The sequence below is a fragment of the Paenibacillus sp. JNUCC 34 genome (assembly GCF_058269055.1).
In genome coordinates this window covers 1670308-1690991 of sequence record NZ_CM177770.1, presented here as the reverse complement: position 1 = coordinate 1690991, position 20684 = coordinate 1670308, and the positions used below count along the sequence as shown (strand labels likewise).

19 protein-coding genes and 1 tRNA gene are annotated in these 20684 nt (G+C 43.7%); 4 read left to right on the top strand and 16 right to left on the bottom strand.

Annotated features, from left to right (window positions below; translation table 11 throughout):
- Window positions 1-263 precede the first annotated feature (263 nt).
- Window positions 264-461 carry a YqzE family protein gene (locus AC2TF5_RS07790; RefSeq protein ID WP_491301610.1) on the bottom strand — a complete coding sequence of 66 codons (198 nt, stop codon included), beginning with the start codon at window positions 459-461 and terminating at the stop codon, window positions 264-266.
- Window positions 462-614: 153 nt separating this feature from the next.
- Between AC2TF5_RS07790 and AC2TF5_RS07785 the strand changes: the two genes are divergently transcribed.
- Window positions 615-1418 carry an N-acetylmuramoyl-L-alanine amidase gene (locus tag AC2TF5_RS07785; RefSeq protein ID WP_491302835.1) on the top strand — a complete coding sequence of 268 codons (804 nt, stop codon included), beginning with the start codon at window positions 615-617 and terminating at the stop codon, window positions 1416-1418.
- Between the two features lie 70 nt (window positions 1419-1488).
- Here AC2TF5_RS07785 and AC2TF5_RS07780 read toward each other — a convergent pair whose 3' ends face one another.
- The 3 genes from AC2TF5_RS07780 to AC2TF5_RS07770 form a co-directional block, all read right to left on the bottom strand.
- Entirely contained in the window at window positions 1489-2436 is a 948-nt protein-coding gene (locus AC2TF5_RS07780; protein ID WP_491301609.1) for a divergent polysaccharide deacetylase family protein, read from the bottom strand.
- A 495-nt stretch (window positions 2437-2931) separates the two neighbouring features.
- Window positions 2932-4779: a M56 family metallopeptidase gene (locus AC2TF5_RS07775; RefSeq protein WP_491301608.1), complete on the bottom strand. Its 1848-nt coding sequence runs from the start codon at window positions 4777-4779 to the stop codon at window positions 2932-2934.
- Entirely contained in the window at window positions 4772-5146 is a 375-nt protein-coding gene (locus AC2TF5_RS07770) for a BlaI/MecI/CopY family transcriptional regulator (RefSeq protein ID WP_491301607.1), read from the bottom strand. The genes AC2TF5_RS07775 and AC2TF5_RS07770 overlap by 8 nt, the downstream gene beginning before the upstream one ends.
- A gap of 232 nt (window positions 5147-5378) precedes the next feature.
- Here AC2TF5_RS07770 and AC2TF5_RS07765 point away from each other — a divergent pair, with 232 nt between their 5' ends.
- Window positions 5379-5891 carry a hypothetical protein gene (locus AC2TF5_RS07765; RefSeq protein WP_491301606.1) on the top strand — a complete coding sequence of 171 codons (513 nt, stop codon included), beginning with the start codon at window positions 5379-5381 and terminating at the stop codon, window positions 5889-5891.
- A gap of 202 nt (window positions 5892-6093) precedes the next feature.
- Here the strand turns inward: AC2TF5_RS07765 and AC2TF5_RS07760 are convergent, their stop codons facing one another.
- From AC2TF5_RS07760 to AC2TF5_RS07735, 6 genes are all read right to left on the bottom strand, one after another.
- On the bottom strand, window positions 6094-6360 hold the full coding sequence (locus AC2TF5_RS07760; protein WP_491301605.1) for a hypothetical protein: 267 nt from the start codon (window positions 6358-6360) through the stop codon (window positions 6094-6096).
- A gap of 705 nt (window positions 6361-7065) precedes the next feature.
- On the bottom strand, window positions 7066-7614 hold the full coding sequence (locus tag AC2TF5_RS07755) for an RNA polymerase sigma factor (protein ID WP_491301604.1): 549 nt from the start codon (window positions 7612-7614) through the stop codon (window positions 7066-7068).
- A gap of 658 nt (window positions 7615-8272) precedes the next feature.
- On the bottom strand, window positions 8273-8707 hold the full coding sequence (locus AC2TF5_RS07750) for a hypothetical protein (protein WP_491301603.1): 435 nt from the start codon (window positions 8705-8707) through the stop codon (window positions 8273-8275).
- Between the two features lie 85 nt (window positions 8708-8792).
- Window positions 8793-9539, bottom strand: a complete 747-nt coding sequence (locus tag AC2TF5_RS07745) for a DUF4367 domain-containing protein (RefSeq protein ID WP_491301602.1) — start codon at window positions 9537-9539, stop codon at window positions 8793-8795.
- Window positions 9520-10116, bottom strand: a complete 597-nt coding sequence (locus tag AC2TF5_RS07740) for an RNA polymerase sigma factor (protein WP_491301601.1) — start codon at window positions 10114-10116, stop codon at window positions 9520-9522. The genes AC2TF5_RS07745 and AC2TF5_RS07740 overlap by 20 nt, the downstream gene beginning before the upstream one ends.
- A gap of 1307 nt (window positions 10117-11423) precedes the next feature.
- Window positions 11424-11507, bottom strand: a tRNA-Leu gene (locus AC2TF5_RS07735).
- Between the two features lie 171 nt (window positions 11508-11678).
- On the opposite strand from AC2TF5_RS07735, the gene AC2TF5_RS07730 reads away from it, so the two are divergent.
- Window positions 11679-12083, top strand: coding sequence for a YhjD family protein (locus tag AC2TF5_RS07730; RefSeq protein ID WP_491301600.1), 405 nt, complete (start codon window positions 11679-11681; stop codon window positions 12081-12083).
- A 173-nt stretch (window positions 12084-12256) separates the two neighbouring features.
- Here the strand turns inward: AC2TF5_RS07730 and AC2TF5_RS07725 are convergent, their stop codons facing one another.
- From AC2TF5_RS07725 to AC2TF5_RS07715, 3 genes are all read right to left on the bottom strand, one after another.
- On the bottom strand, window positions 12257-12472 hold the full coding sequence (locus AC2TF5_RS07725) for a hypothetical protein (RefSeq protein WP_491301599.1): 216 nt from the start codon (window positions 12470-12472) through the stop codon (window positions 12257-12259).
- 164 nt (window positions 12473-12636) lie between these two features.
- A complete protein-coding gene (locus AC2TF5_RS07720; protein WP_491301598.1) occupies window positions 12637-12966 on the bottom strand; it encodes a hypothetical protein in 330 nt (109 codons plus the stop codon).
- Between the two features lie 118 nt (window positions 12967-13084).
- Window positions 13085-13657 carry a xanthine phosphoribosyltransferase gene (locus AC2TF5_RS07715; RefSeq protein WP_491301597.1) on the bottom strand — a complete coding sequence of 191 codons (573 nt, stop codon included), beginning with the start codon at window positions 13655-13657 and terminating at the stop codon, window positions 13085-13087.
- Between the two features lie 171 nt (window positions 13658-13828).
- Here AC2TF5_RS07715 and AC2TF5_RS07710 point away from each other — a divergent pair, with 171 nt between their 5' ends.
- A complete protein-coding gene (locus AC2TF5_RS07710) occupies window positions 13829-14872 on the top strand; it encodes a YkvI family membrane protein (RefSeq protein ID WP_491301596.1) in 1044 nt (347 codons plus the stop codon).
- Window positions 14873-14960: 88 nt separating this feature from the next.
- On the opposite strand, the gene AC2TF5_RS07705 is transcribed toward AC2TF5_RS07710, so the two are convergent.
- The 3 genes from AC2TF5_RS07705 to AC2TF5_RS07695 are packed head-to-tail and all read right to left on the bottom strand — an operon-like array spanning window position 14961 to window position 20614.
- Entirely contained in the window at window positions 14961-18167 is a 3207-nt protein-coding gene (locus AC2TF5_RS07705) for an AAA family ATPase (RefSeq protein WP_491301595.1), read from the bottom strand.
- Window positions 18164-19474, bottom strand: coding sequence for a metallophosphoesterase family protein (locus AC2TF5_RS07700; protein WP_491301594.1), 1311 nt, complete (start codon window positions 19472-19474; stop codon window positions 18164-18166). Before AC2TF5_RS07700 ends, AC2TF5_RS07705 begins: the two co-directional genes overlap by 4 nt.
- A gap of 15 nt (window positions 19475-19489) precedes the next feature.
- On the bottom strand, window positions 19490-20614 hold the full coding sequence (locus tag AC2TF5_RS07695; RefSeq protein WP_491301593.1) for a glycosyltransferase family 4 protein: 1125 nt from the start codon (window positions 20612-20614) through the stop codon (window positions 19490-19492).
- Window positions 20615-20684 lie beyond the last annotated feature (70 nt).

The following is a 20684-nucleotide window of genomic DNA, read 5'->3' as shown; positions in this document are numbered from 1 at the left end:
TATTTTCCGACACAGAGCTGTCTCAGGCCGTCCGAGGATTCATCCTTGGGCGGCTTCTCGCTGTTCTTCTTGTCCATAGCTTCAAACAGCTCGCCCCACCTTTTCTTGCAGCCTTACTTGTGTTTCATCACCGCTTAAAGATGTTTCGTTCGCGCATCATCTCACAACAGACAATGGGGATGCCCTAGGTCAATTGACCTTTTGGGACATCCCCACTCTTACGGCTTCCAGCTCCTCTGATGGTACGTGACGGTTTCGCTGATTTACTTGGCCCTGCGTTTTTTGCTCTTTTTGGACACCAGATCATCCTTCCATAACGAGACGGAGAATGGGATCATACCAAACCAGCGAACAGTCCAAGACTCCTTTACCCGCCTTCTCTTCCTCACTTCTTTCGGTGTATCGATATATGTCACTACACGTTCCGTTATATATTTTATGAGTTCATTACTATTTGCCATATTAACCCTCCTCAAACGCCAATCTTATTGTATTCCTTATCAGGATGCACCGAATCACAACAATCTAGACCTCAGCATGTTTTCCCGTTTTTTGCACAAAATATAGCCAAAGGTTTATGACTTGGGAACCCACACTATAACGAAAGAGGGTGCATCATGACGAAACGAATATCACTGGCTGTACTGGTGGCTTTATCCATCGTGCTCTGCCTTCCTTCCCTTCAGGTATACGCGGACAGCCATATTGCTGCCTTGACTCCATCCCCGACTGGTTCGAACAATAGCAGCACACGGCAGCATAATCCCGCACTCCAGTCCGAAGACTACCCGCATCAGGAATCGGGAAACAGAAGAACGCAACAGCACCTACCTTTTCCTCATGATGTCATTCTAATTGATGTCGGACACGGTGGAATTGACGGGGGCACATCCTATGGCAACATTTTGGAAAAAGACATCAATTTGGAGATCTCACGTCGGTTGTTTATGTTATTGCGCAGTGAAGGATATCATGCGGTATTAAACCGGGATGCAGATTATGCACTTAGCGATGATAACCGCTGGCATGCCAGCCGATCCCGCCACCTGAAGGATTTGGCCCAACGCAAACAGCTGAGCCGTGAGATTCCTACAAAAATGGTTGTAAGCATCCACGTAAATTGGAGCAAAAACAAATCCAAAACGGGCGCTATCGTTCTCCATCAAGCAGAGGGACGAAGCTCCATTCTGGCAGAATCCATACAAAGCGAGTTGAACATTCTGCATAAGAGCAACCACCGTACTTCAGTTGGAAAACCCTTCTACCTGCTAAAGCGGATCGAAGTTCCCGCCGTCATTGTGGAGACCGGTTTTATCAGTAATTCCCGTGATCGGGAGAAGCTGTGCAGCCGAAACGGCCAGATGGGAATTGCCGAAGCGATTGCAGATGGTATCGCCAATTATTTAACGGCCCTTTAATCAAGGCTTCTCATATCCGTTAATATCACCAAAAAGGCGTTTCCACTCATACAGAGGGAAACGCCTTTTTTTAGTAGAAAGGCACCGGGTTCGGCTTCCAATTGGACCTGTCCTGTACAAGTTCTTGAATACCAACGAACTGTACCTGTTTTTGCAGTTCGGGGATCGAACCCTTCAATGCGGCAGCTGTCCGTTCGCCGAAGGTTCCCACATGTCCAATCGTAATGCATGACTTCTTCTGCACTGCCTGCTCTGCAGCTGCCTTAAGCTGTTTGGTAACGTGTTTGACTGTATGCACATCATCCAGGAAAATCTCATTCGCTATATTCGGCATTCCTTTCTCGACAGTGAGCTTACTGGTGACAGAATGATAATTGGTCTTGCTATCTATAAAGAACAGCCCGCGTTCCTTGCAAACATCGAGCACGATGGACATAATCCGCTCGTCTCCTGTAATTTTGGAACCCATATGATTATTCATACCAACAGCAAACGGTACATGATCAATGGCTTCTTCCATCCGCTTTCGAATCTCTTCGTCCGTCATCTTGCTTGTGATGGCACCGGGCCCCAGCCAGTTAGCTCTCCCCTGCTTCGGTTCCATCGGCATATGGATAATTACATCATGGCCAAGCTTATGTGCCCGTTCCGCATCACTTTTACTTGTCGGCAGAAAAGGCATTACAGCAACCGTAATTTTTACCGGCAGGCTCAGCATTTCATCGGTACCTTTTTGCCCGTTGCCAAAATCATCAATAATAACGGCTAGCTTATGCGCAGGAGCATGCTTCTCCGTCCCCTGTTTTGCCGTCTTTGAGCGTACCGAATTGTTTTTCAGACTGCTGCCAATGTTGGACTTCGCGTTTCCATCTGATGAATCGATCCTATGGGCATCGTTGACTGGCCCCCCCCTACCCGCTTCATCAGCCTTCACTTCTCCGGGCAATGTTCCTACCAGTGATACCGCCAACAAAGCAGCCCATAGCGCCGTTAAGTATTTCGTCTTCATATTACTCACATTAATCTCCTTTCACTGAAGAAACCTGTTCTATAGTGTTTGAGAAAAAAGCAGCAAATATGTAAATTGAGCAAAAATCAGCAAAAAACCAGTTAATGTTTGTCAAGCCTTTGGTCTTGGTGAATTGAAAAATTACTGGTGTATTGTTTTTTTGAGCACAGCAAGAACCTCCAATTGGTGTGGAAATTTTGAAACAATATAGGATCAACTCAAACTTTGGTAAGGTTGTCCTTTTTTAGGATGGCGTAAATGTAATGAAGTAGCTTTTTAGCGCAAGCAATCACTGCTACCTTATAGGGCTTGGTCCAAGAACATGATGAGGACATGATCCATCAAATTTTGGAGTGTATTATCCGAGTTACAAAAAGAGAAGCGGTATAACACCACTCCTCAAAATGATTATACAGAACCCTTATGAACCTATTTCTGAATGGGTCAGGGGATAGTCACTCACTAGTGTGTAAGTCAAGTACGGTTGAAATTCATGAACCCTTCTTATTCTGTTCCTTTATATGTGAAGATTTCAATGTCAGCACTATCATTTTCATCGCCACTTATTACAACTTTAAAGGTATAGTTGGCAGACAAATTCCCCGGTGTATAGATATATCTGTACCCACTGCGAGCATTTGGCATCCAGTCCACTAACTCGCCCGTTGTTACATTGACAATCGCCCAGTTGATCGTCGGCATTTTATCAGTGGTTTCCTTGATATCAATAGCCAAGGTTTCACCCTGCTTTATAATAAAGTTTTTTCCAAGCTGCGTACCTTGTTTACCATTTATATTTTTTAATAGTCTTGCTTTATCATTAAAAATATCCACTACTTTATCCTTTTTGTCATAGCTGGTTAAAGGCTTTATTCCCAATTCATCCCCATTTTTCTTTTTCTTCATTTCAAATTGAAAGTCTTTGGCTTCTGTAACATTCTGGATAACATAGACACCTCGTGTAATTAGCTCATTTACAAACGCCGGATGGTCATACTCATCCCGTTCACTGTGATAATTTAGCTCAAAAGTAATCTGGTTCCGAATCATTTGCTCGATTACCGGATCGTCCTTATAGACTGCCGCATTGTGGGAAAAAGCAACAGTAACTGTTTTTCCTTCTATAGATAAAGTCTTGCTAATCATAACTTTAAAATCTGTATTGTTTTGCTTCCATTCACGACTAATTTCGTAATATGGCGCCGTACGGTTAAATAAATCCACTTTCCGTCCGTTAACATCAATATAGAAAGGAGCATCAGTTACACGAGTCTGAATTTTTTCTGTAGTCGTTTTTACGCCAATTGTACTCCGAGCATTTTCCTCAAGTGTTTGATCAGAATTGTAATAGGTCTTCATTCCGCCACCGTATTCAACCATGGGCTTGGATCCTTCAGCAAACACCACAGATGTCGCGATAACGGAGACGGCAATCATTACACTTACCATTAAAGCACCTATGTATCTTTTGTTTCTTGAATGTTTTTTCATGATAAGTTCAAACCTCCTATGTAATTGTTTTTTGTTTTTGGATAGACTGCTGCTTAAAGCTGGAGATGTATGGGAAGCAAACATCAATATCATTTCACTGTAATACCTTTTTTCGTTCGTCTCCATATCTTTCGTTATTTTTTCATCACAAGAGTATTCACAGGCTTCACATAAGTTTGCAGCAGCAAGATAGGCTATAGGGTTAAACCAATGCAAGGAATTTATCACCACTACAAAAAGCTTAATCCAAGCGTCCCCTTGTTTATAGTGATTCAACTCGTGCAGTAATACCAGCTTATAGTCCTCCTTGTTTATTGTAATGTTAGGGATCACAATAGTTGGTTTTAAGAAACCAATCAACATAGGGGAATGAACATAGTCACTTATCACAACATCTAAATTCTCCACTTTGTCTATGGGATTGCGCTGAATAATTTTATGTCTATATCTGAAATAACTCATAAAATTGCGAGACAGCATGAATATAAAACCGCACATCCAAATGACCATAATGCTTTGTGCAAGAGAAGGTATTGAAAGACCTCTCCTAAATGATGGTGAGATTTCTGCAACCTGATCAGACGTAAGGTCATGATTGGCAACCCTATCCGTTCTTTCGAAAAGTGCAGTTTCATTAATAGGCGTTCCTGAAATTGTCGCACTTACATCAATAAACATGCTATGAAGAGTATTGGATGTTACAGGTAACTGAATGGGTAGAACAAACAGCAGTAAAGTCAACACGCACACATAATAGTACCAATGTCCACCAAGCCTTCTTACAAGCAGGTTTTTAAACAATATGACCAAAAGACTAACTATGCTCCCAGTAAGAGATGTTAGTATAAGCCATTTAATCATGATCATTCGCCTTATTATTAATAAACTCCCGGAGTTCCTCAATATCATTTTTCGTTAAACGCTCATCCTTAAACAAGGTATTGATTAAACTTTTAGCAGAACCTTTATGAATGGAACGTATAAAGTGCATCGTTTGGATCTTCTGATACTCCCCTTCACTAACCGCCGGCCAATACTCATGAGCATGAGAACGCCCAATTTTGACGGAATTCAGTACACCTTTTTCAATTAATCTGCCAGCAAGCGTGACAATGGTTGTAACCTTTTTATCTGGCAGCTTCTCCTGAATATCCTTGGTAGTCAACCTCTGCTCACTGTTCCACACAACACGCATAATCTCCATTTCCGCATTTGTAATATGAAGCACTTAATTACCACCCTTCGCTTCTACATCTTGTTTTTTATTATACCGATCATAGAAATGATGTCAATATTTTCCTATATATTAAATCTGGAAAAAAATAATAAAATTAATGTCACAAAACCAGGGGTTTTATGGTCATTATGTGCGAAAGAAAAAAAAGAAGGTGATTCCATTGGGCTAAGTTAAAAATTAAAAATCATTTAATGACCAAAATTAAAAATGGGAGAGTGTTTACATGAAAAGAGGTAAACTATTAGCTGTTTTAATGTTGTTGGTACTATCATTGGGTATGAGCCTCAACGCTTTTGCCGCAGAGCCTTCAAGAGAAGATGTTGAAGGCGTATTACCAAACGGTTTGAAATATTCCATTCACTACTTGACGGAAGAAGAAATTGAAGCACGTGAAAGCGCTATAACCCCGTTCTCATACTCCTGGAGTGGTAACGTTACTGTTCCTATTAAAAATTCTGCTGGGACTAATGGAGCACAACTCGGCAAGGATTTCATAATTAGTCCTGATACTAAAGCAGTCATTACCGTCGGAAACCTGCCAAGTGTTATGCCTACGATTAATGTTGGAGCTACAGCTACAAATGGCATGTGGTCTGATTGGATTCCAAATGTGAGTGGGAATGCAGAGATAACCCTTGAACCCGATTCCGGATACTTAAGCTACTCTTACAGAGTTAAAGTAAGTACATCTGAAGAAAACTCAAGAGCAGCTGCTTTCTCCATTGCAACCCAGTAATAATATTACTAAAAGGACAAACCTAAAGACCGCTGTTTAGCTGCTGTGAACTTTGACCCTAATTTATGGATGGTATGAACAAACAGCCCTTGGCCTAACCGGCCAACAGATGGCCTCTGAATTCATCAAGAGGCCATCTGTTTTTATGTCCATTGGTATCGCTCAGAATTGGAATAGCTGATATAGTCAGCGACACGCGCCCCTACTTCATCAAGTGATTGAAGCTCTTCTTCAGCTGACAGCTTCTTGCGGATCTCCGCCCTGCACTACCTTTTCCACCCCGATCCTCAAGAAGCCCACTCTCACCATGTGCGGCATAGATATCCCGCCAACGTTTTAAACTATGCTTCGGTTTCATGTTACCGATTACGCCCAAATCGAACCCCGCCTCCAGAAAAATCTCAATTAGTGTTTGGCCTTCCATATATGCATGCACAGCGTCAATCTTAAACGCCATGATATAAGTCATATTCGTTTCCAAAACATGCTGCACGTTCCGACTGGCTTGGAGTTTCTCATGTCCACTTCTGTGAATAAAGTTCGATTCTTGTTCCCGATGTTTGTTCCCTCGTCTTTCATTCAAATCTGGTTAAAACACAAATGACCCACAAGAGGTGTCCTTTTTTGCAGATCACAGTTCAATGAGGAACATGCAAGCTTGGAGGGGATATTTTTATGGCTAAAAAGGGACAAGTGTTTTCAGATGTATACTGAAGATTTCCAAGTGAAGTCAACCAGAGAGGGATTGTCACGATGACCATTTCACTTTGTCCATCCTTATTTCGGCTACAAAAGATGACGACTTTGTGGAAAGCAGGACATCGTATCAACCACAAAACAGTATAGCGACTTATGAAAAGTCGTTCATTCAGTCCGTTATTTGAAAGAAACGACAACAATCCATTATAATGTCCCTTCTGTCGTTTACCCAAACGATTGAAGTGTCAATTCCATCTCGACAGGACCCCAGCAGAAGATGGTCACGGATATCACCTATATCTCCAATTGTACACGCATTTATACTACTCTTATAATTACCAGCGTTTTTAGGATAAACTCAAACAGCGCGCGCCGATTGAGTATCGGCACGCGCTTCAAATTAAATCAAGATTATCACATTGGCGATCAGTATTTTTTTGAAAGTTCTTTCGAGTCAGTGTTTTCTAAACAAATTTTAATTAAGCTGATGGTATCTTGTTTTTTTCTCCCTTTCCAGTTTTATTCGAAGCTTGTTTCTTGCACGCTCCAGTCTTTTACGAACTGTTGCTTCAGAAATATTTAGGATATCAGCAATTGCTCCAATTGAGTACTCGTGCAAGTATTTGAGGGCCAGGATGTTTTGATCGGAAACAGTAATTTTGGCGACCACCTCCGCAAGGTTCCCCCAAACATTCTTTTGCACGTTCACATCATCCGCAAGTGTAAATGCTATTTTCTCAAGAGGGATTGATAATTCTTTCTTTCGTTTATTATATAGATCAATTGAATGGTTCCGTACCGTAGTAATAATATAGTTTCTCGTTTTGTGGCAATAAACATCATCTATTTGATCTAATTTTCCAATAATCTTGATAAACGTCTGTTGGACAGCATCTTCCGCAAGATATTCATCGTTTAGAACTCGATTCGCAACATAAAACATCAGTTTTCGGTAATGTTCATATAACAGAACAATTTTTTCATTTTCTTCCCTGCTTTCGGTTAAGAATAAGTAGACTCGCAACTTACCATCTCCCTGGAAACTACTTTGGTAAACAACATTTTCTGTGACAACTACAACCAATAAAAAGAAGATATAAAATTCAACGACCGATCTGACAAACCTCACCATAGCAAGCACAGAACAAAAGATCGATTAACATGAATATCATTCCTTAAGGTCTTTAGCATGCCCCCCTCCAAAGCTTCAGCATATATTATTCCTCTCGTTATATAGACAACTCCCCCTCAAAAATTGCAACAATAAACAGAAATGTTATACTTTGTAAAGTCTTAAAATAGCGAAAGCGGTGTATCTACCACTCAGGAAGTAAAGGCTATAGTTCTGTTCCCTGCCTAATAATCGCAACTAACCTTAATACGGTTTTGAGATCTAATGAATAAATGATACAAACTCATTGTCGTTTCGACGATACTGCCGGGTAAAAAAGAAAGTTGGACATGTCTTTTTGAAGAGTGGATCTGCTTTGAGGAGCAGTAGGTATACAGATCGTCCGATGGCGGTAACTCCTGACCATATTCATGATGCAAAATTCGAATCTCTGGCAGATATTTTAAGACGGTGGCAAGTTCCTCCCGTTTGTTGCGCAATGCCCTGCTTTTTTGGAGTGTTTTATCCGAGCTACAAAAAAGAAGCGGCGTAACACCGCTTCTCATAATGATTAGTATTGTGTTTCAGAAGAATATGAGTTTATTATCTCTACTACAGAACCTTGATGAATGACTCTCGTGGTGTTCACAACTCTATAAATGTATCCGGAAGTAACATAATACTTACTCTCAAAACCATGAGAACCTATCCCTGAAAATGATTTTGACCAAGATTCAACATCTGACCAACTGCTGCTGTTGCTCTTTCTTCTCTGTAATGTAAGCGTAATGGAAGTGTCATAATCCTCATAAATTTTCAATGTGCCTCCACTATAGGACAAGCCATTGTCTTCAATAGATAGTGAGACTGCCGTTGCAGAAATGTACTTATAAAATAGCGAGACAACACTCTCCTTATCTACTGACTCTGCAGGAACAGCTTCAACTGACGAACCCAGCATGAAAGTTGCGGATAAACACAAGAAAATAAGACATCTGTTTTTCATTTACATCCTCCTATAGTAAGATATCTGATCTATTACTATTAAGACAATCTAACCATTGTACTTGCAACAGTTTCCTCGTTTCCATTCACCATAATTTTACGCTATTTCCTATGCGTATAAGATCTTCTTTGGTTAATTGTTCTGAGTTGGAGCTGATATAAAAAATCCGTTCATTGTTGCTCCATATAAGTGATAGAACTTTTTCTTTCTTACTTAGTACGGCTTTATAATTCATAACCTGTACTTTTTCTACCTGCTCCGCATCCTCGGTATCCAGATTCGTTAGGGACTTATTCGTTGATTGCTCAAAGATAAGAATATCATTTTTGCTATTTTTATAGGTTGCCGTTACCATACTTTGCATTCTTTGAATATGAGATAAACTATACCCGCTCGGCGTTTTTATTATATAATCCCCATCTTGATAAGTCGCTATTTCAATTTCGGATTGCTCTATCAGACCAAATTGAGTGTAATCGTTTTGCATCTCAACAAAAAAGTTAAATATTTTCATTCTAAATGCTTGTACTGATACTACGGATATAGAAAAGATCGTGACAACAATCAAAAAAATGATGACAGCAACCTTGCCAATATTGGAATGAAACCGTAATTTTTCTATAAAACTTTCCTTTCGATAATACCGCTTTATCCTTTTTCGAAACTTCTTTTTACTATTTTGGGATGGAAGATAAAAATCATTCTTACGTAACTCTTCGTTTTCTTCAAGTAATTGCTTCCCTTCTTCTTCCGCGTATTTGTTCATGGCTACACGAATAAGAAGATCTTCGTAATCCTCCACAATTTTTTTCTTATCCGTAGTTTTTTTCATTTGCCACCTCTGTCTTTTTCTTAAGCAATAGTTTCAGTGCTCTTCGTCTAGCTCTCGTTAAATAAGATCGAACATTAGCCACTCGTATGTCAAGTGAATCTGCAAGCTCTTTATCAGTTAACTCAAGAATATATTTATAGTACAGCAATTGTTGATCTCGCACCGACAATTTGCTTATTGTTTTGCCAATTTGATCATATTCCTCTTTTAAGCTATACATTTCCTCGATGGTTGGCCGACTGTCGGCAATCCATTCCACTCCATCGTCTGAGTTCCCTACATTCGCTGAATATGTTTTGTTTAATTGTCGGTTCCGCTTTTTTACATGATTGAGGGTGACGTTACGGACCGTATGTACGAGGTAAGAAATCAATTTATATGGCTCTAATGAACGTAAAGTAGGAACCTTCACAATTAAACGAACAAACGTTTCCTGGATCATATCGTCTACAATATAATAATCCTGTGCCACTTCATACGCTTTCATTTTCATTATAGGGTAATATTTCTTATATAAATCTGTCAAAAAATCGGCATCATCTTTGTTCTCTATTGTGGAAATAACGAAAAAGAACATAGCATTTCCTCCTCCAAGAAGTAAGTATAGTTCTACAGCAGGATGCATACAGGCTGTTTTGGCAGAATATACCCGTTTTCAATGTAAAACACCCATTTTCGATATGAATAATCTAATATCCACTATTATCTAAATCTAGTGCAACATACATTTTTCCTAGGATTTTCAGGTAAGCGGTTGCATATTCGATATTCAGAACAAATTACTATAAGAAAGGGATGTTTAATTTTAACTGTGAAATGTAAATGCCACTGTAATACCTGTTGATGAAATTAAGCAATTCGATGGGCTGGACCAAGTCCTAAACAAGCAAAATAATACGTAAAAAAGAATAATCCATCTCACATTCCCCATTGAAAAACAAATCTAGAAAGAAATTACCACTATTTAAGGGGTCAGAAAGCAATGATCAAATCGAATCTGCCCATTTTGGAAAACGTAAAAGATACAAGGAATATCCTACTTATTACCCACTACGTAATCATAGCCCTACTTCCTTATATTGTAAACAATGATTATAAAAAGGAAGGAAGAACTATGACTTATGTCTTCGCTAAAAAATCTGGAGGTTCACGGGCCGAAAGCATTAATCAATAAACATTCGTACTACAGTTTATAGAACTGTATTAAAAGTAATGAGACGGAAGCTCCAAGACTGTTAGACACGAGCGATTTTGTTCCGGCTGAAATCAACCTCTGAGAGGGAATCACCATAATCTGCAAGAGGGAGCATGATACATCTGCTGGCCTGCGTCTAGCATTGCGGGCAGCCTACTCAGATGAGGAGGAGCTTCGTGGAAGATCAGAGCTATGATCCCGTTTTACCACCGGCGGCTTGAAACAGGTTTTTGATTCTTTTTGAGATGGAGGCCTTTTATTGGAGTACATCCTTTCTGAATTACAGAGATGAATGCGACAAATGAAAAACAAATGGATTTCTACTTCCTTGCAGTGAAGAGCAACATAAGGACTACTTATATCTGGAAAAGTTGGGGGAACGGATTAAGGCGAATTATATTTCGCAACACTCTTAGCTGAGGAAACATGACTTGCTACGGATTCGTTTTCACGATCTCGTTACAGTTTCGTCAGCCTGTTGCTGATTAACGTATGAGTATGAAGGAATTTCAGGAGTAGCTTGGTCACAGCCATTTCTCTAAAACGGCGAACATTTACGCTCATTTGGACTTTAGCTCGAAGATTTCCCAGCTCAGGTAATGAGCAATATCCTGAACTTTCTAAACATATAAAAAAGGTTCGTAAATTGCTACAAGAGCAATCTCACGAACCAGTTTATTGTAAGGTGATGCGGTCGAGAGGACTCGAACCTCCACGGGGGTTAGCCCACACGGACCTGAACCGTGCGCGTCTGCCAATTCCGCCACGACCGCATGTATATTGTCACTTACAAGATCTCATCAGCGACAAGATATATCATACCATGCTAACTAAATGGAGTCAACATTTTTTTTGGATCTTGATTAAACAATCAAAAACAGGTTAAAATAAGAACAACAGTTCGTATTTATTATTGATTTTCTATATAAAGGCGGTGAGCATCGATGGGAATAACAGGAATTACATCAGCAGAAAGATCCTTGATCAAAAGCTACCTGCTCCTTATGTTCATACACAAAGTTTTCGAAAGAGATTGCCGGATTATTCAGGAAAGCGGCGTATTCAAAACGCCACAGTTGTACGTCGAAGTGGTGGAAAATGGTGCAAAGCGTGCTGCAATTCTGCTAAGGGAGGTTAAACAGGAGTTTGCCTCCCGGACCATCAAAGTATTTGATATACACCGAGGTCACACTGGAATCGAAGCACGTTACGCCTGTCGCGGTTATGTCGGAAGCATGGAAATCTTGTGGCCGTCCTTCCGTGAAGAGATGATGTCCCGAATGCGCGTTTATCTTGGCCTTTCTCCTTCGAACACCGGACCTCCTCAAGTTGCAGCAGCAGGCCATTAAGACCATTGCAAAGTCAGATCAGATCCGGTGAAATGAATCCTTTATACAATAGTTCTATTTCTCGTATCCGACCCTCCCCCATCACGTAAAAAACCGTCTCCTTTCCAGCACTCAGCCAGTCAAGTGAGACGGTTCATTTATTCATCTGTCCCTATTGATGAAGATCTATGCTTCTAAGCCAGTGGGCTTGTCCGCGGTTCTCCAAAAAGTTGATAGCTGTAGTTTCGGTCCAGCTTCACCACACGGCGGTTTCGGCGACGGATAATCACATGTTGCGGATCCCATGCAACCACGATGCCTACAACATCATTGCTTTCTAGATCATCCCGTACAACCCGGACTCTTTCACCGGATAAACGCAGTGCGTCCAACTGTTCGTCACTTATCATATTTCTTATCTCCTTCTATTCGGCAGTATAATGCCCATAATAATGATCCTGTTGTCGATATATACGACAAGAATCCGTTTCAAAAAGAGACCTAAATGGGATCATTTAGGTCTCTTGAGTGTATATGGTTTATCATCCCGGCTGAGATGCTCCCTGTAAATCCACTAGCGTTGCGCCGGCTCGATGCTATCGTTTGTTTCAAACCAGAAATCAAGCACCGTCGACGACATCACCCGTTTCTCAACATACTCCACCTGCTGTGATGTAAACTGTTCTCTCCATTCGTAGGAGAGCTCCTCACACAGACCAGCAATCGTAAGCAATTCAGACCAAGCAACATAACGCTTATACCAGAAAAACTGAGGATGTTCAATCATATAGGGATAAAGATCATCAAACTCCGTATGTTTACAATCCAAAGCACGTTCAAAATGTACCTTTGCACCATTCAACTTCTCAATCAAAAACGGCTCGGTTACCGGTTCTTTCCCCATTGTGTTGCCTCCTCTCTCTTTTCCTACCCTTATATTATATGATAAAAAAGCGGGTCCGAAAAGAAGTTGTTAAGATTTTAAGCTCGGTTCAATAAAATAGAGAATAAGCCAACTCCTGCTAGTCTGCAAATGTGATCTTCCCGTCTTCAAGCGAAGTGATGCGGACAAGTGGCTCGACCTCAACACCCTGTTCGCGAAGCGTTCTTGCTCCTGCCTGGAAGCTCTTCTCAATAACAACACCGAGGCCTACCAATTCGGCATCCGCTCGTTCGATAATTTTGACCAACCCCCGAGCTGCATCACCGTTTGCAATGATATCATCAATAAATAGCACTTTATCGGACTCTCCGATATATTGGCGGGACATCATAATATCCGTAACGATCCCTTTCGTAAAGGAAGGCACACGCTCACACAATGCATCTGGATCGGCCAGCAGTGTTTTTTTTCGCCGGGCAAACACCATCGGGACTCCAAGCTCATGCGCCACCGCAAAGGCGACAGAAATACCGGAAGATTCGAGTGTGATAACCCTTGTCACACCCTTGTCCTTAAAACGGGCTGCAAATTCCTTGCCCATCTCCATTATTAATGCAGGATCTACCTGATGTGTCAGTATAGCATCGAGCTTAACAACCTGATCCGATACAACCACGGCTTCCTCTATAATCCGCTGTTTCAACCAATCCATTCTATGACCTCCCACGACAATCCTTTGTCGTAAAAGTACCATATCCGAACTAGTCCGGCAAGTCTTATCGTCTCGGTCTAAGGACAAGTAACAGTCATGTCCGGAGCTGTCCAGGCATACCTTGTACTATGCAGTATGAAGCGCAACTACACCCGACAAGGAGGCAGCTACGTGAAAAATCGGATACGCGTCTTCCAGATAGCTTTTACATATATCGGTACGATCGTTGGCGCAGGTTTTGCTACAGGACGTGAGATATTACAGTTTTTTACCCAATATGGACATTGGGCAACCATCACCATATTACTCGCAACAGTACTTTTTATTTGGCTGGGAACCAAAATGATGACCATCTCCAGAAAGATCGGTGCTAAATCCTACGAGGATTTAAACAAGCATTTATTCGGTCAACGATTAGGCGGAACCATCAGTCTGATCATGCTCGTTATCTTAATGGGAGTAAACTCCATTATGCTGGCTGGCGCTGGTACCGTCTTTACGGAAAACCTGAATCTTCATTACCAGACAGGATTGATTCTGACCATGGTCGGAACCTTTTTTATCCTTCGCAAAGGGATCCAATCCATTATGATTATGAACAGCCTTGTCGTTCCCATGATGCTGATCCTGTCATTGTTGATCATTTCCCAAACCATCAACACACCCGGTGCCACTCGGTTTCTTACGCTGACCACAGAGCATAGCCTGCCTTCAGCCTGGCTTTCTCCTCTGCTATACACGGCTTTCAACCTGGTAATGGCTATGCCGGTTCTTGTACCTCTTGGAAGTCAAACAGGAAGTGCAAGGGCTGTAAGATGGGGGGGAGTCATCGGCGGAGCGGGGATCGGTTTTATGATTATGTCTGCCCATTTCGCGATGTCGGCTCAAATGCCGGGTATTACCCAGTTTGAAATTCCGATGGGAAGCGTCGCTAGTCAGTTGGGCTGGTTTGTACAGACCGTCTATATCATTCTCATTTTCCTGGAAATATTCAGTACGTTTGTGGCTGATGTTTACGGAATATCGCTGCAGCTGCAGCAAAGAACTTCACTTCCTCCACAGATTATCACCTTAGGCATTATGCTGATCTGTTATTTCTTCAGCCAATTCGGATTCAGCTCACTCTTGTCCGTGCTCTATCCTCTGTTCGGGTTGGTCTGCCTCTTCTGGATGGTTCGTTTATCCACATTCAGCATCTCACCTTCGCGAAGATAAGGCGAATTTTCAAAATAAGTAATTCCATGAACTGTCCTTTTGTCTGTTATAAGGCGCTACGTGTACGTACTCGTAGCGCCTTACAAATTTACATCTCTATAATTTGAACTGATGGATGAAGCTCCTGCATCATCTTTACCACATGATCATGACAGGTCATCAGGATGATCTGTCTTGTGGAGGATACCTCTGCAAGTAACTGAAGAGCATGCCCCAATCGTTCCCTATCGAAATTCACGAAAATATCATCCAACACCATCGGTATCTTTTCTTTATGCGGCATAAGCTCCGCTAAGGCGAGGCGCATCGCCAAATACAGCTGTTCTGCCGTTCCCCGGCTCAGGCGCGTGCTCTCAATAACGGCTCCGTCTTTCTGCTCAACCAGCAGCATCTGATCCCCCATCCGTATCAGTACCCTGATATAAGTACCACCGGTTAATCGCTCTACATATCCGGAAGCGAGTCTTAGGACGTGTGGCTGCTTTTCTTCTTCGTAAAATTTACGGGTCCGGCTGATCAGTTCTGTTCCAATCGAACGAACGGCATACTGAACAACAATGTCTTTTAAGGCCGATTGCTTCTCTTCCAGTTGCTGAAGAGCATCCTCCTGCAGCCCCTTTTGTTCCAGACTTTCCTTCTCCTGCAAAAGACGGCCGCGTCGTTCCTGCAGCTCGTCTCTCGCTTTATCATCTGCAGATGATGCCTCTTCTTTGTCCTGACACCGTCTTTCAAGCTCAGAAGCATCAGACTGCTCCAGTATGAACTCCAGCTGCTCCCGATCTTCCGAATTCCAGCCGCTGAACATCGCAACTTCCGCATGACGTATGCTGCGCTCCAACTCGTCACATCGGATAGCAGCAGCTCCTAGCCGGAGGAACTCCTCCTCCTTCTCTACGCCGCAAGCTTTTAGCAGAACTTGCATCCGTTCTTCCAGCCTGTGGCTCTCATCTGCAACTTCGGCAGCCTCTGTCAACAACTCGCCAGTCCTTGCAGATAACAGTTTCCGTTCTTGCATCGTCTCCTTGTAGCCAGCCCACTGTTGATAAACGACTTCCAGCAGAGATGGACCCCTTGTTTCTTCCAGGCCCAACTCACGGATAACAAGAAGACAATCTTCCTCATAACGCGCTTCTTCACAAGTCAGTTTATCTATTTTGATTTTCAGACTCTCCAGCTGTCTGATCAGCTCATTCCCCTGTTCGGTCCAGTTAAGTATGTCCATGACCGCTTCCGGTGAGAGACGGTTTGGTAACAGCCGCGCTTTAAGCCAGCTATCCCACTGCTGTTCCAGCTCTAGAAAACGCTTCTCCTCCTGCTGAATTACCCGCTCTGTATGCATGAGCTCGGAATTTTGCTCCGATACCCGCTCTTCTGCCGTACTCACTTCAGCTGTAAGCCGCCCCAGCCGCTGCTGCCAGGACTGCCAATCTTCCATCAATTTTCGCAATTCGCGCAGACGGGCCTCGATCAATACAGGATCCACAGAAGAGCGGTCTTGTCCGCTGCTCTGTCCACGCCGAAGTGTATGCTCTGCTGCAGAAGCTGCATAGGGATCTTCAACAAGAGCGTTCATCAGGCTAGAAACTTCTTTCTCACCCACATTACCGCTTCCCCCGTCCGCTCCATAAATATTTCCCGAACTTGTGATCAAGGATTGCTCACGTCGACCATTCCACCACATATAGAGGTCGCTTCCAAGAAGCAGCACTGCAGAAGCTGCAGCTGCCTCAACCGCTCCCGTCCACAGCAGCACTCCTGGTAGAAGTACAGTTAAGATGATTAACCCCGTCAATAACTTACGGTAAGAAGGCAGCATTCCCTTCTTATGCTGAGATTCCTGTAATGGTGATGGACCCGACGCAGAACGGGTCAGCCGTTCTTCCCTCCAGCGTTCCGCTTCAAGCTGAAGCTTGCTCCATACGGTAAGCGTCTCCCGCGGGTTGGAAGGCTTGATCATGAAAAAGTGGGAGCTCCCTCTTTCCGTCTCTTCACGAAGACTCCGCTGCGCTTCCCGCAGTGATGATTCAGCAGCTGCTAGCGCCCGCATAGCGCCTCTATGCTCAAGAGACAGTTTCTCCATCCGGCGGTCATATCCGGCAAATGAAGCCCCCATTCGGCGTATATCCTCCCGTTCGGAGGCTGACACTTTAAGTGATGCCAGGTGATCTGGTGTCCATGAATCATCAATGTCCTGTAAAATACGATAAAGGCGGTCATTCAGCAGTCTGTACTCGGCTTCTAACTCGTCTTTCTCTGTCTGACCTGCTATATAGAGCGGTCTTTTTGACCACAAATCTTCGATTTGAGGGCTGAGCCTTTCCAGCAACTGATTCTCAGGCAGACTTTCAAGACGGGAAGAAATGTCCCCTTGCGCTTTCTGAATTCGAATGGACCGCTGCTCCAAATTTCTGAGCTCTTCCGCCATTAGTTCCCAGCGGTTAAGTCCATCCAGAGGAAAAAAAGAGCTGTCAGGAAGAGTGGACCATTCGAGATTATCCTCCTTCCAGGATAGCCATAGCGGCCGGATTTCCATCGCTTTGCGATACAAGACCAGCTCATGCATATTTCTATGACGTCTTATCTCCAGCGTAGACAGACCATTATCAATCTCGCTTAACTCGGAGATTACCTGATTGTACTGCTGAAGATATGAGCGGCTCTCCGCAATACGGCCTCGCAGCTGCTCGATGTCCTGAACGATCTTCGCGCTCTCTTGAACTCTCCCTCTCGGTTTAAAGAGCTTGTCCATTTCCTGGTTCAGCTTCCGCTCCGCCCGAACAATACCATTTCCACCTCCAATTCCCGCATGAAACAAATACCTGTTCATCTCATCGGACTGAAGTGTACGAATCTCCTGTAATTCGCTGAGCGAAATGGCAAACAACTGTCGGAACATGCTCTCCGACACACCGCTGAGCAGATCTCGTTCCATCTCCTGCTGACCCACTTCCACGACCATACCCGCAGAGTCTCGCACAGTTACACTCACACGTTCCATCTTCCCCCCAGCCGCCGTTCCTTCGGGAGGACGATTGAAACGTCTGATTACCCATGTACTACCTTTTTCATCCACCAGAGACAGTTCGCCTCCATGAACGCCCCCATCCTGCGGCTCTCCGCGCTGAGCGGATTGTGTACGGCCCGGAAAGCCGTACAGCATCGCTCTAATGAAATATAAAACACTGCTCTTTCCGGCTTCATTCGGTCCATATAATACGGTCATGGGGCGGCTAAGCTCCAACTCCTTGTTATGTACCGCACCGAAACCGCGAATGTTGACCCGTTGTATTCTCATGCCGAAGCACCTCCGGCTTCCTGATCGTCGAGCAGAAGAAGAGTCGTAAGCTCCATCGCCCTCCGGAGCCATTCACGCTGCTCCTCCTGTGTAAGTCCCGTGAGTAAAAGCCGGATTTCCGGTTGATCCATCATCGGCCTTAAGGCATGACCGATCACACTGTCACTTCCTATATCCCCAGCGAGCTCCGCTTCGGCCAAACGAAGCAATTCTCCAATAAAGCTATCTTCCTGCAGCAGTGTCTCTAGTTGAATTTCCGCTCCAGACGAAAGACAAAAGCTCTCCACCCAGACACAGCCTGCAAAACCGACTGTTCCGGCTTGGTTATCAGCTTTGCGGCGAAGATCAATTAGGAGATCCTCAAGAATAAATCCGTCTTCAAGCTCCCGATGAATTGGCCCTCTGCCGATTATACGTATCCGAACCATGCTGAATCCGGTTGTATAGGATTCTGATATGTCGGCCAACAGTCGCTCCACCTTCAGTCGTAAGTCCTCCGGATGACGGCAGCCCCCGATGGAAACCTCCATATCGAACCACCGGACCGTATCCAGTTCACGAAAATCCATTGCGACAGCTCCGGTTTCATTCACATCAACCAGATAGCAACCTTTCGGACCAGTCTCTCGGATGTTTCTGCCCTGAATGTTACCCGGATAAACGATGTAAGGCGACTCTTGCAGCGTCCGGCGGGAATGAATATGACCCAGTGCCCAATAATGATAGCCGGCAGCATTTAAATCCTTCTTCGAGCAAGGAGCATATGTTTCATGCTCCTGGTTGCCATCCACATTTGCATGAAGCAGCCCGATATGAAACAGCTCGGAAGCCTCAGCCTTTTTGCTATACTGCAGCGATATATTCTCTTTCACCTTGGACGTCGGATAAGACATGCCGGTAATGACAGCTACGTCCTGTCCATCTCTGCGGCGGACGACGGTCACCGACTCAGGTACAGGTCCGAATACATGCACAAGTGGTGGCAAGGTTACCGCCAGCCTTGGACTGTCCAGCGGATCATGATTGCCATGAATGATAAATATAGGGATATGTTCCCGGTCCAGCATCTCAAGCGCCTCCATGAAGCGGAGTTGTGCTCGTAAAGACGTGTTTGAACTGTCATATACATCCCCGCTTATAACGACGAAATCGACCTTCTCACGGACCGCCAGCTGCACCATCCGGTCCAGCGCGATAAAGGTCGATTGCTGCAAATACTTGCGTACACGATCTGTTAAACCGGACATACCTGCAAACGGGCTGTCCAGATGCAGATCTGCTGCATGAATAAAACGGAAGGGAAGCATGCTATGTCCTCTTTCTTAAGGTTGATATTTCAAATATAATTTCTTAAGTTCATTTACTGATTTGGTGAGTGAGTATCGATTCTTGGCATTATCCCAAGCTGAACGAGCGAGCTCGTAGCGATACTGAGGATCTGAGATGACCTTCTCAAGTGCCTCACCAAGAGCCACATAATCCTCAGGAGGCACGAGCAGCCCGTTAACACCATCTTCAATCTGCTCAGCAATCCCTCCAACATTACTACCCACAAGCGCCAGGCAGCTCAGTGCGGCTTCCGCAAAGACAGAACCGAACGCCTCCGCCCGCGACGGAAGTACAAAAATATCAAAGAACGGCATAAATTCTTCCGGATGCAAGGTATACCCGTAAAATATCGTTTCCTGATATATACCGAGATCCTTCGCCATATCCTCCAACTCTTGCCGGGACGGTCCGTCCCCGATAATATGAAGTACATAGTCATAGCCTTGGCGTTTCAGCTCTGCACAAGCTTTGAGTAGCACATCCAGTCCTTTTGCAGGAACTAGACGGCATACCGTAATGAGCTGCGGGATCTCATTCTCATGCGGCACAGGCTTAAAACGCTTTTCATCAAATCCGTTTGGAATAATTGCAATGGACTCTGGCAATTCAACGTATGAAGACATATAGTTAGCAAAAGACTTAGACACCGTAATCAGCTGCTGACTGACGTGTTCTAACTCCCGGTACAACGATACGAGAAAACGATGCTCCAGCCCATTCTCTTCGATTCTTCCATTTAATATAAGCTCCCGCTCGTAGCTGGAATGAATCGTCTGGATGAGCGGCGTATCCGGAAATACGGTTTTCATGGCGAGACCAGCAATGGGGTGATGCGCATGGATCAAGTCGTAAGGCTTCTGGAGCCGAAGCCGGATCCACCATATGTAGTCGACGTACGTTTGAATATATTTGAGAACAATAGGGCTCTGTTCGAATTCTTTCCAGTCAAAAGTGTGAAATACGGGCTCCTCTTGTCCTTTGTTGCGGATCCTTTTAGGCAGCCAGAACATCTCCATGTCCCAGCGTGAAGAATGAAATCGGTCCTGCAAATAAGGAATCATCGAAGAGACGCCTCCCGGCTGTTCAGGAGGGAAAAATAAGGCCTGCAGCAATTTCATGAAGATCTCCCTTTCTGTAAGTCTCTTTTCAGACACTTTTCAATTATGATATATTAGAACATATGTTTCA

What these genes read in the sequence shown, in the direction of transcription:
- AC2TF5_RS07750 (WP_491301603.1), bottom strand. Translation starts at nt 8,707, where the DNA reads ATGAAAAACAGATGTCTTATTTTCTTGTGTTTATCCGCAACTTTCATG.
- AC2TF5_RS07790 (WP_491301610.1), bottom strand. Translation starts at nt 461, where the DNA reads ATGGCAAATAGTAATGAACTCATAAAATATATAACGGAACGTGTAGTG.
- AC2TF5_RS07760 (WP_491301605.1), bottom strand. Translation starts at nt 6,360, where the DNA reads ATGACTTATATCATGGCGTTTAAGATTGACGCTGTGCATGCATATATG.
- AC2TF5_RS07740 (WP_491301601.1), bottom strand. Translation starts at nt 10,116, where the DNA reads ATGTTCTTTTTCGTTATTTCCACAATAGAGAACAAAGATGATGCCGAT.
- AC2TF5_RS07695 (WP_491301593.1), bottom strand. Translation starts at nt 20,614, where the DNA reads ATGAAATTGCTGCAGGCCTTATTTTTCCCTCCTGAACAGCCGGGAGGC.
- AC2TF5_RS07775 (WP_491301608.1), bottom strand. Translation starts at nt 4,779, where the DNA reads ATGATTAAATGGCTTATACTAACATCTCTTACTGGGAGCATAGTTAGT.
- AC2TF5_RS07745 (WP_491301602.1), bottom strand. Translation starts at nt 9,539, where the DNA reads ATGAAAAAAACTACGGATAAGAAAAAAATTGTGGAGGATTACGAAGAT.
- AC2TF5_RS07725 (WP_491301599.1), bottom strand. Translation starts at nt 12,472, where the DNA reads ATGATAAGTGACGAACAGTTGGACGCACTGCGTTTATCCGGTGAAAGA.
- AC2TF5_RS07700 (WP_491301594.1), bottom strand. Translation starts at nt 19,474, where the DNA reads ATGCTTCCCTTCCGTTTTATTCATGCAGCAGATCTGCATCTGGACAGC.
- AC2TF5_RS07720 (WP_491301598.1), bottom strand. Translation starts at nt 12,966, where the DNA reads ATGGGGAAAGAACCGGTAACCGAGCCGTTTTTGATTGAGAAGTTGAAT.
- AC2TF5_RS07730 (WP_491301600.1), top strand. Translation starts at nt 11,679, where the DNA reads ATGGGAATAACAGGAATTACATCAGCAGAAAGATCCTTGATCAAAAGC.
- AC2TF5_RS07705 (WP_491301595.1), bottom strand. Translation starts at nt 18,167, where the DNA reads ATGAGAATACAACGGGTCAACATTCGCGGTTTCGGTGCGGTACATAAC.
- AC2TF5_RS07765 (WP_491301606.1), top strand. Translation starts at nt 5,379, where the DNA reads ATGAAAAGAGGTAAACTATTAGCTGTTTTAATGTTGTTGGTACTATCA.
- AC2TF5_RS07715 (WP_491301597.1), bottom strand. Translation starts at nt 13,657, where the DNA reads ATGGATTGGTTGAAACAGCGGATTATAGAGGAAGCCGTGGTTGTATCG.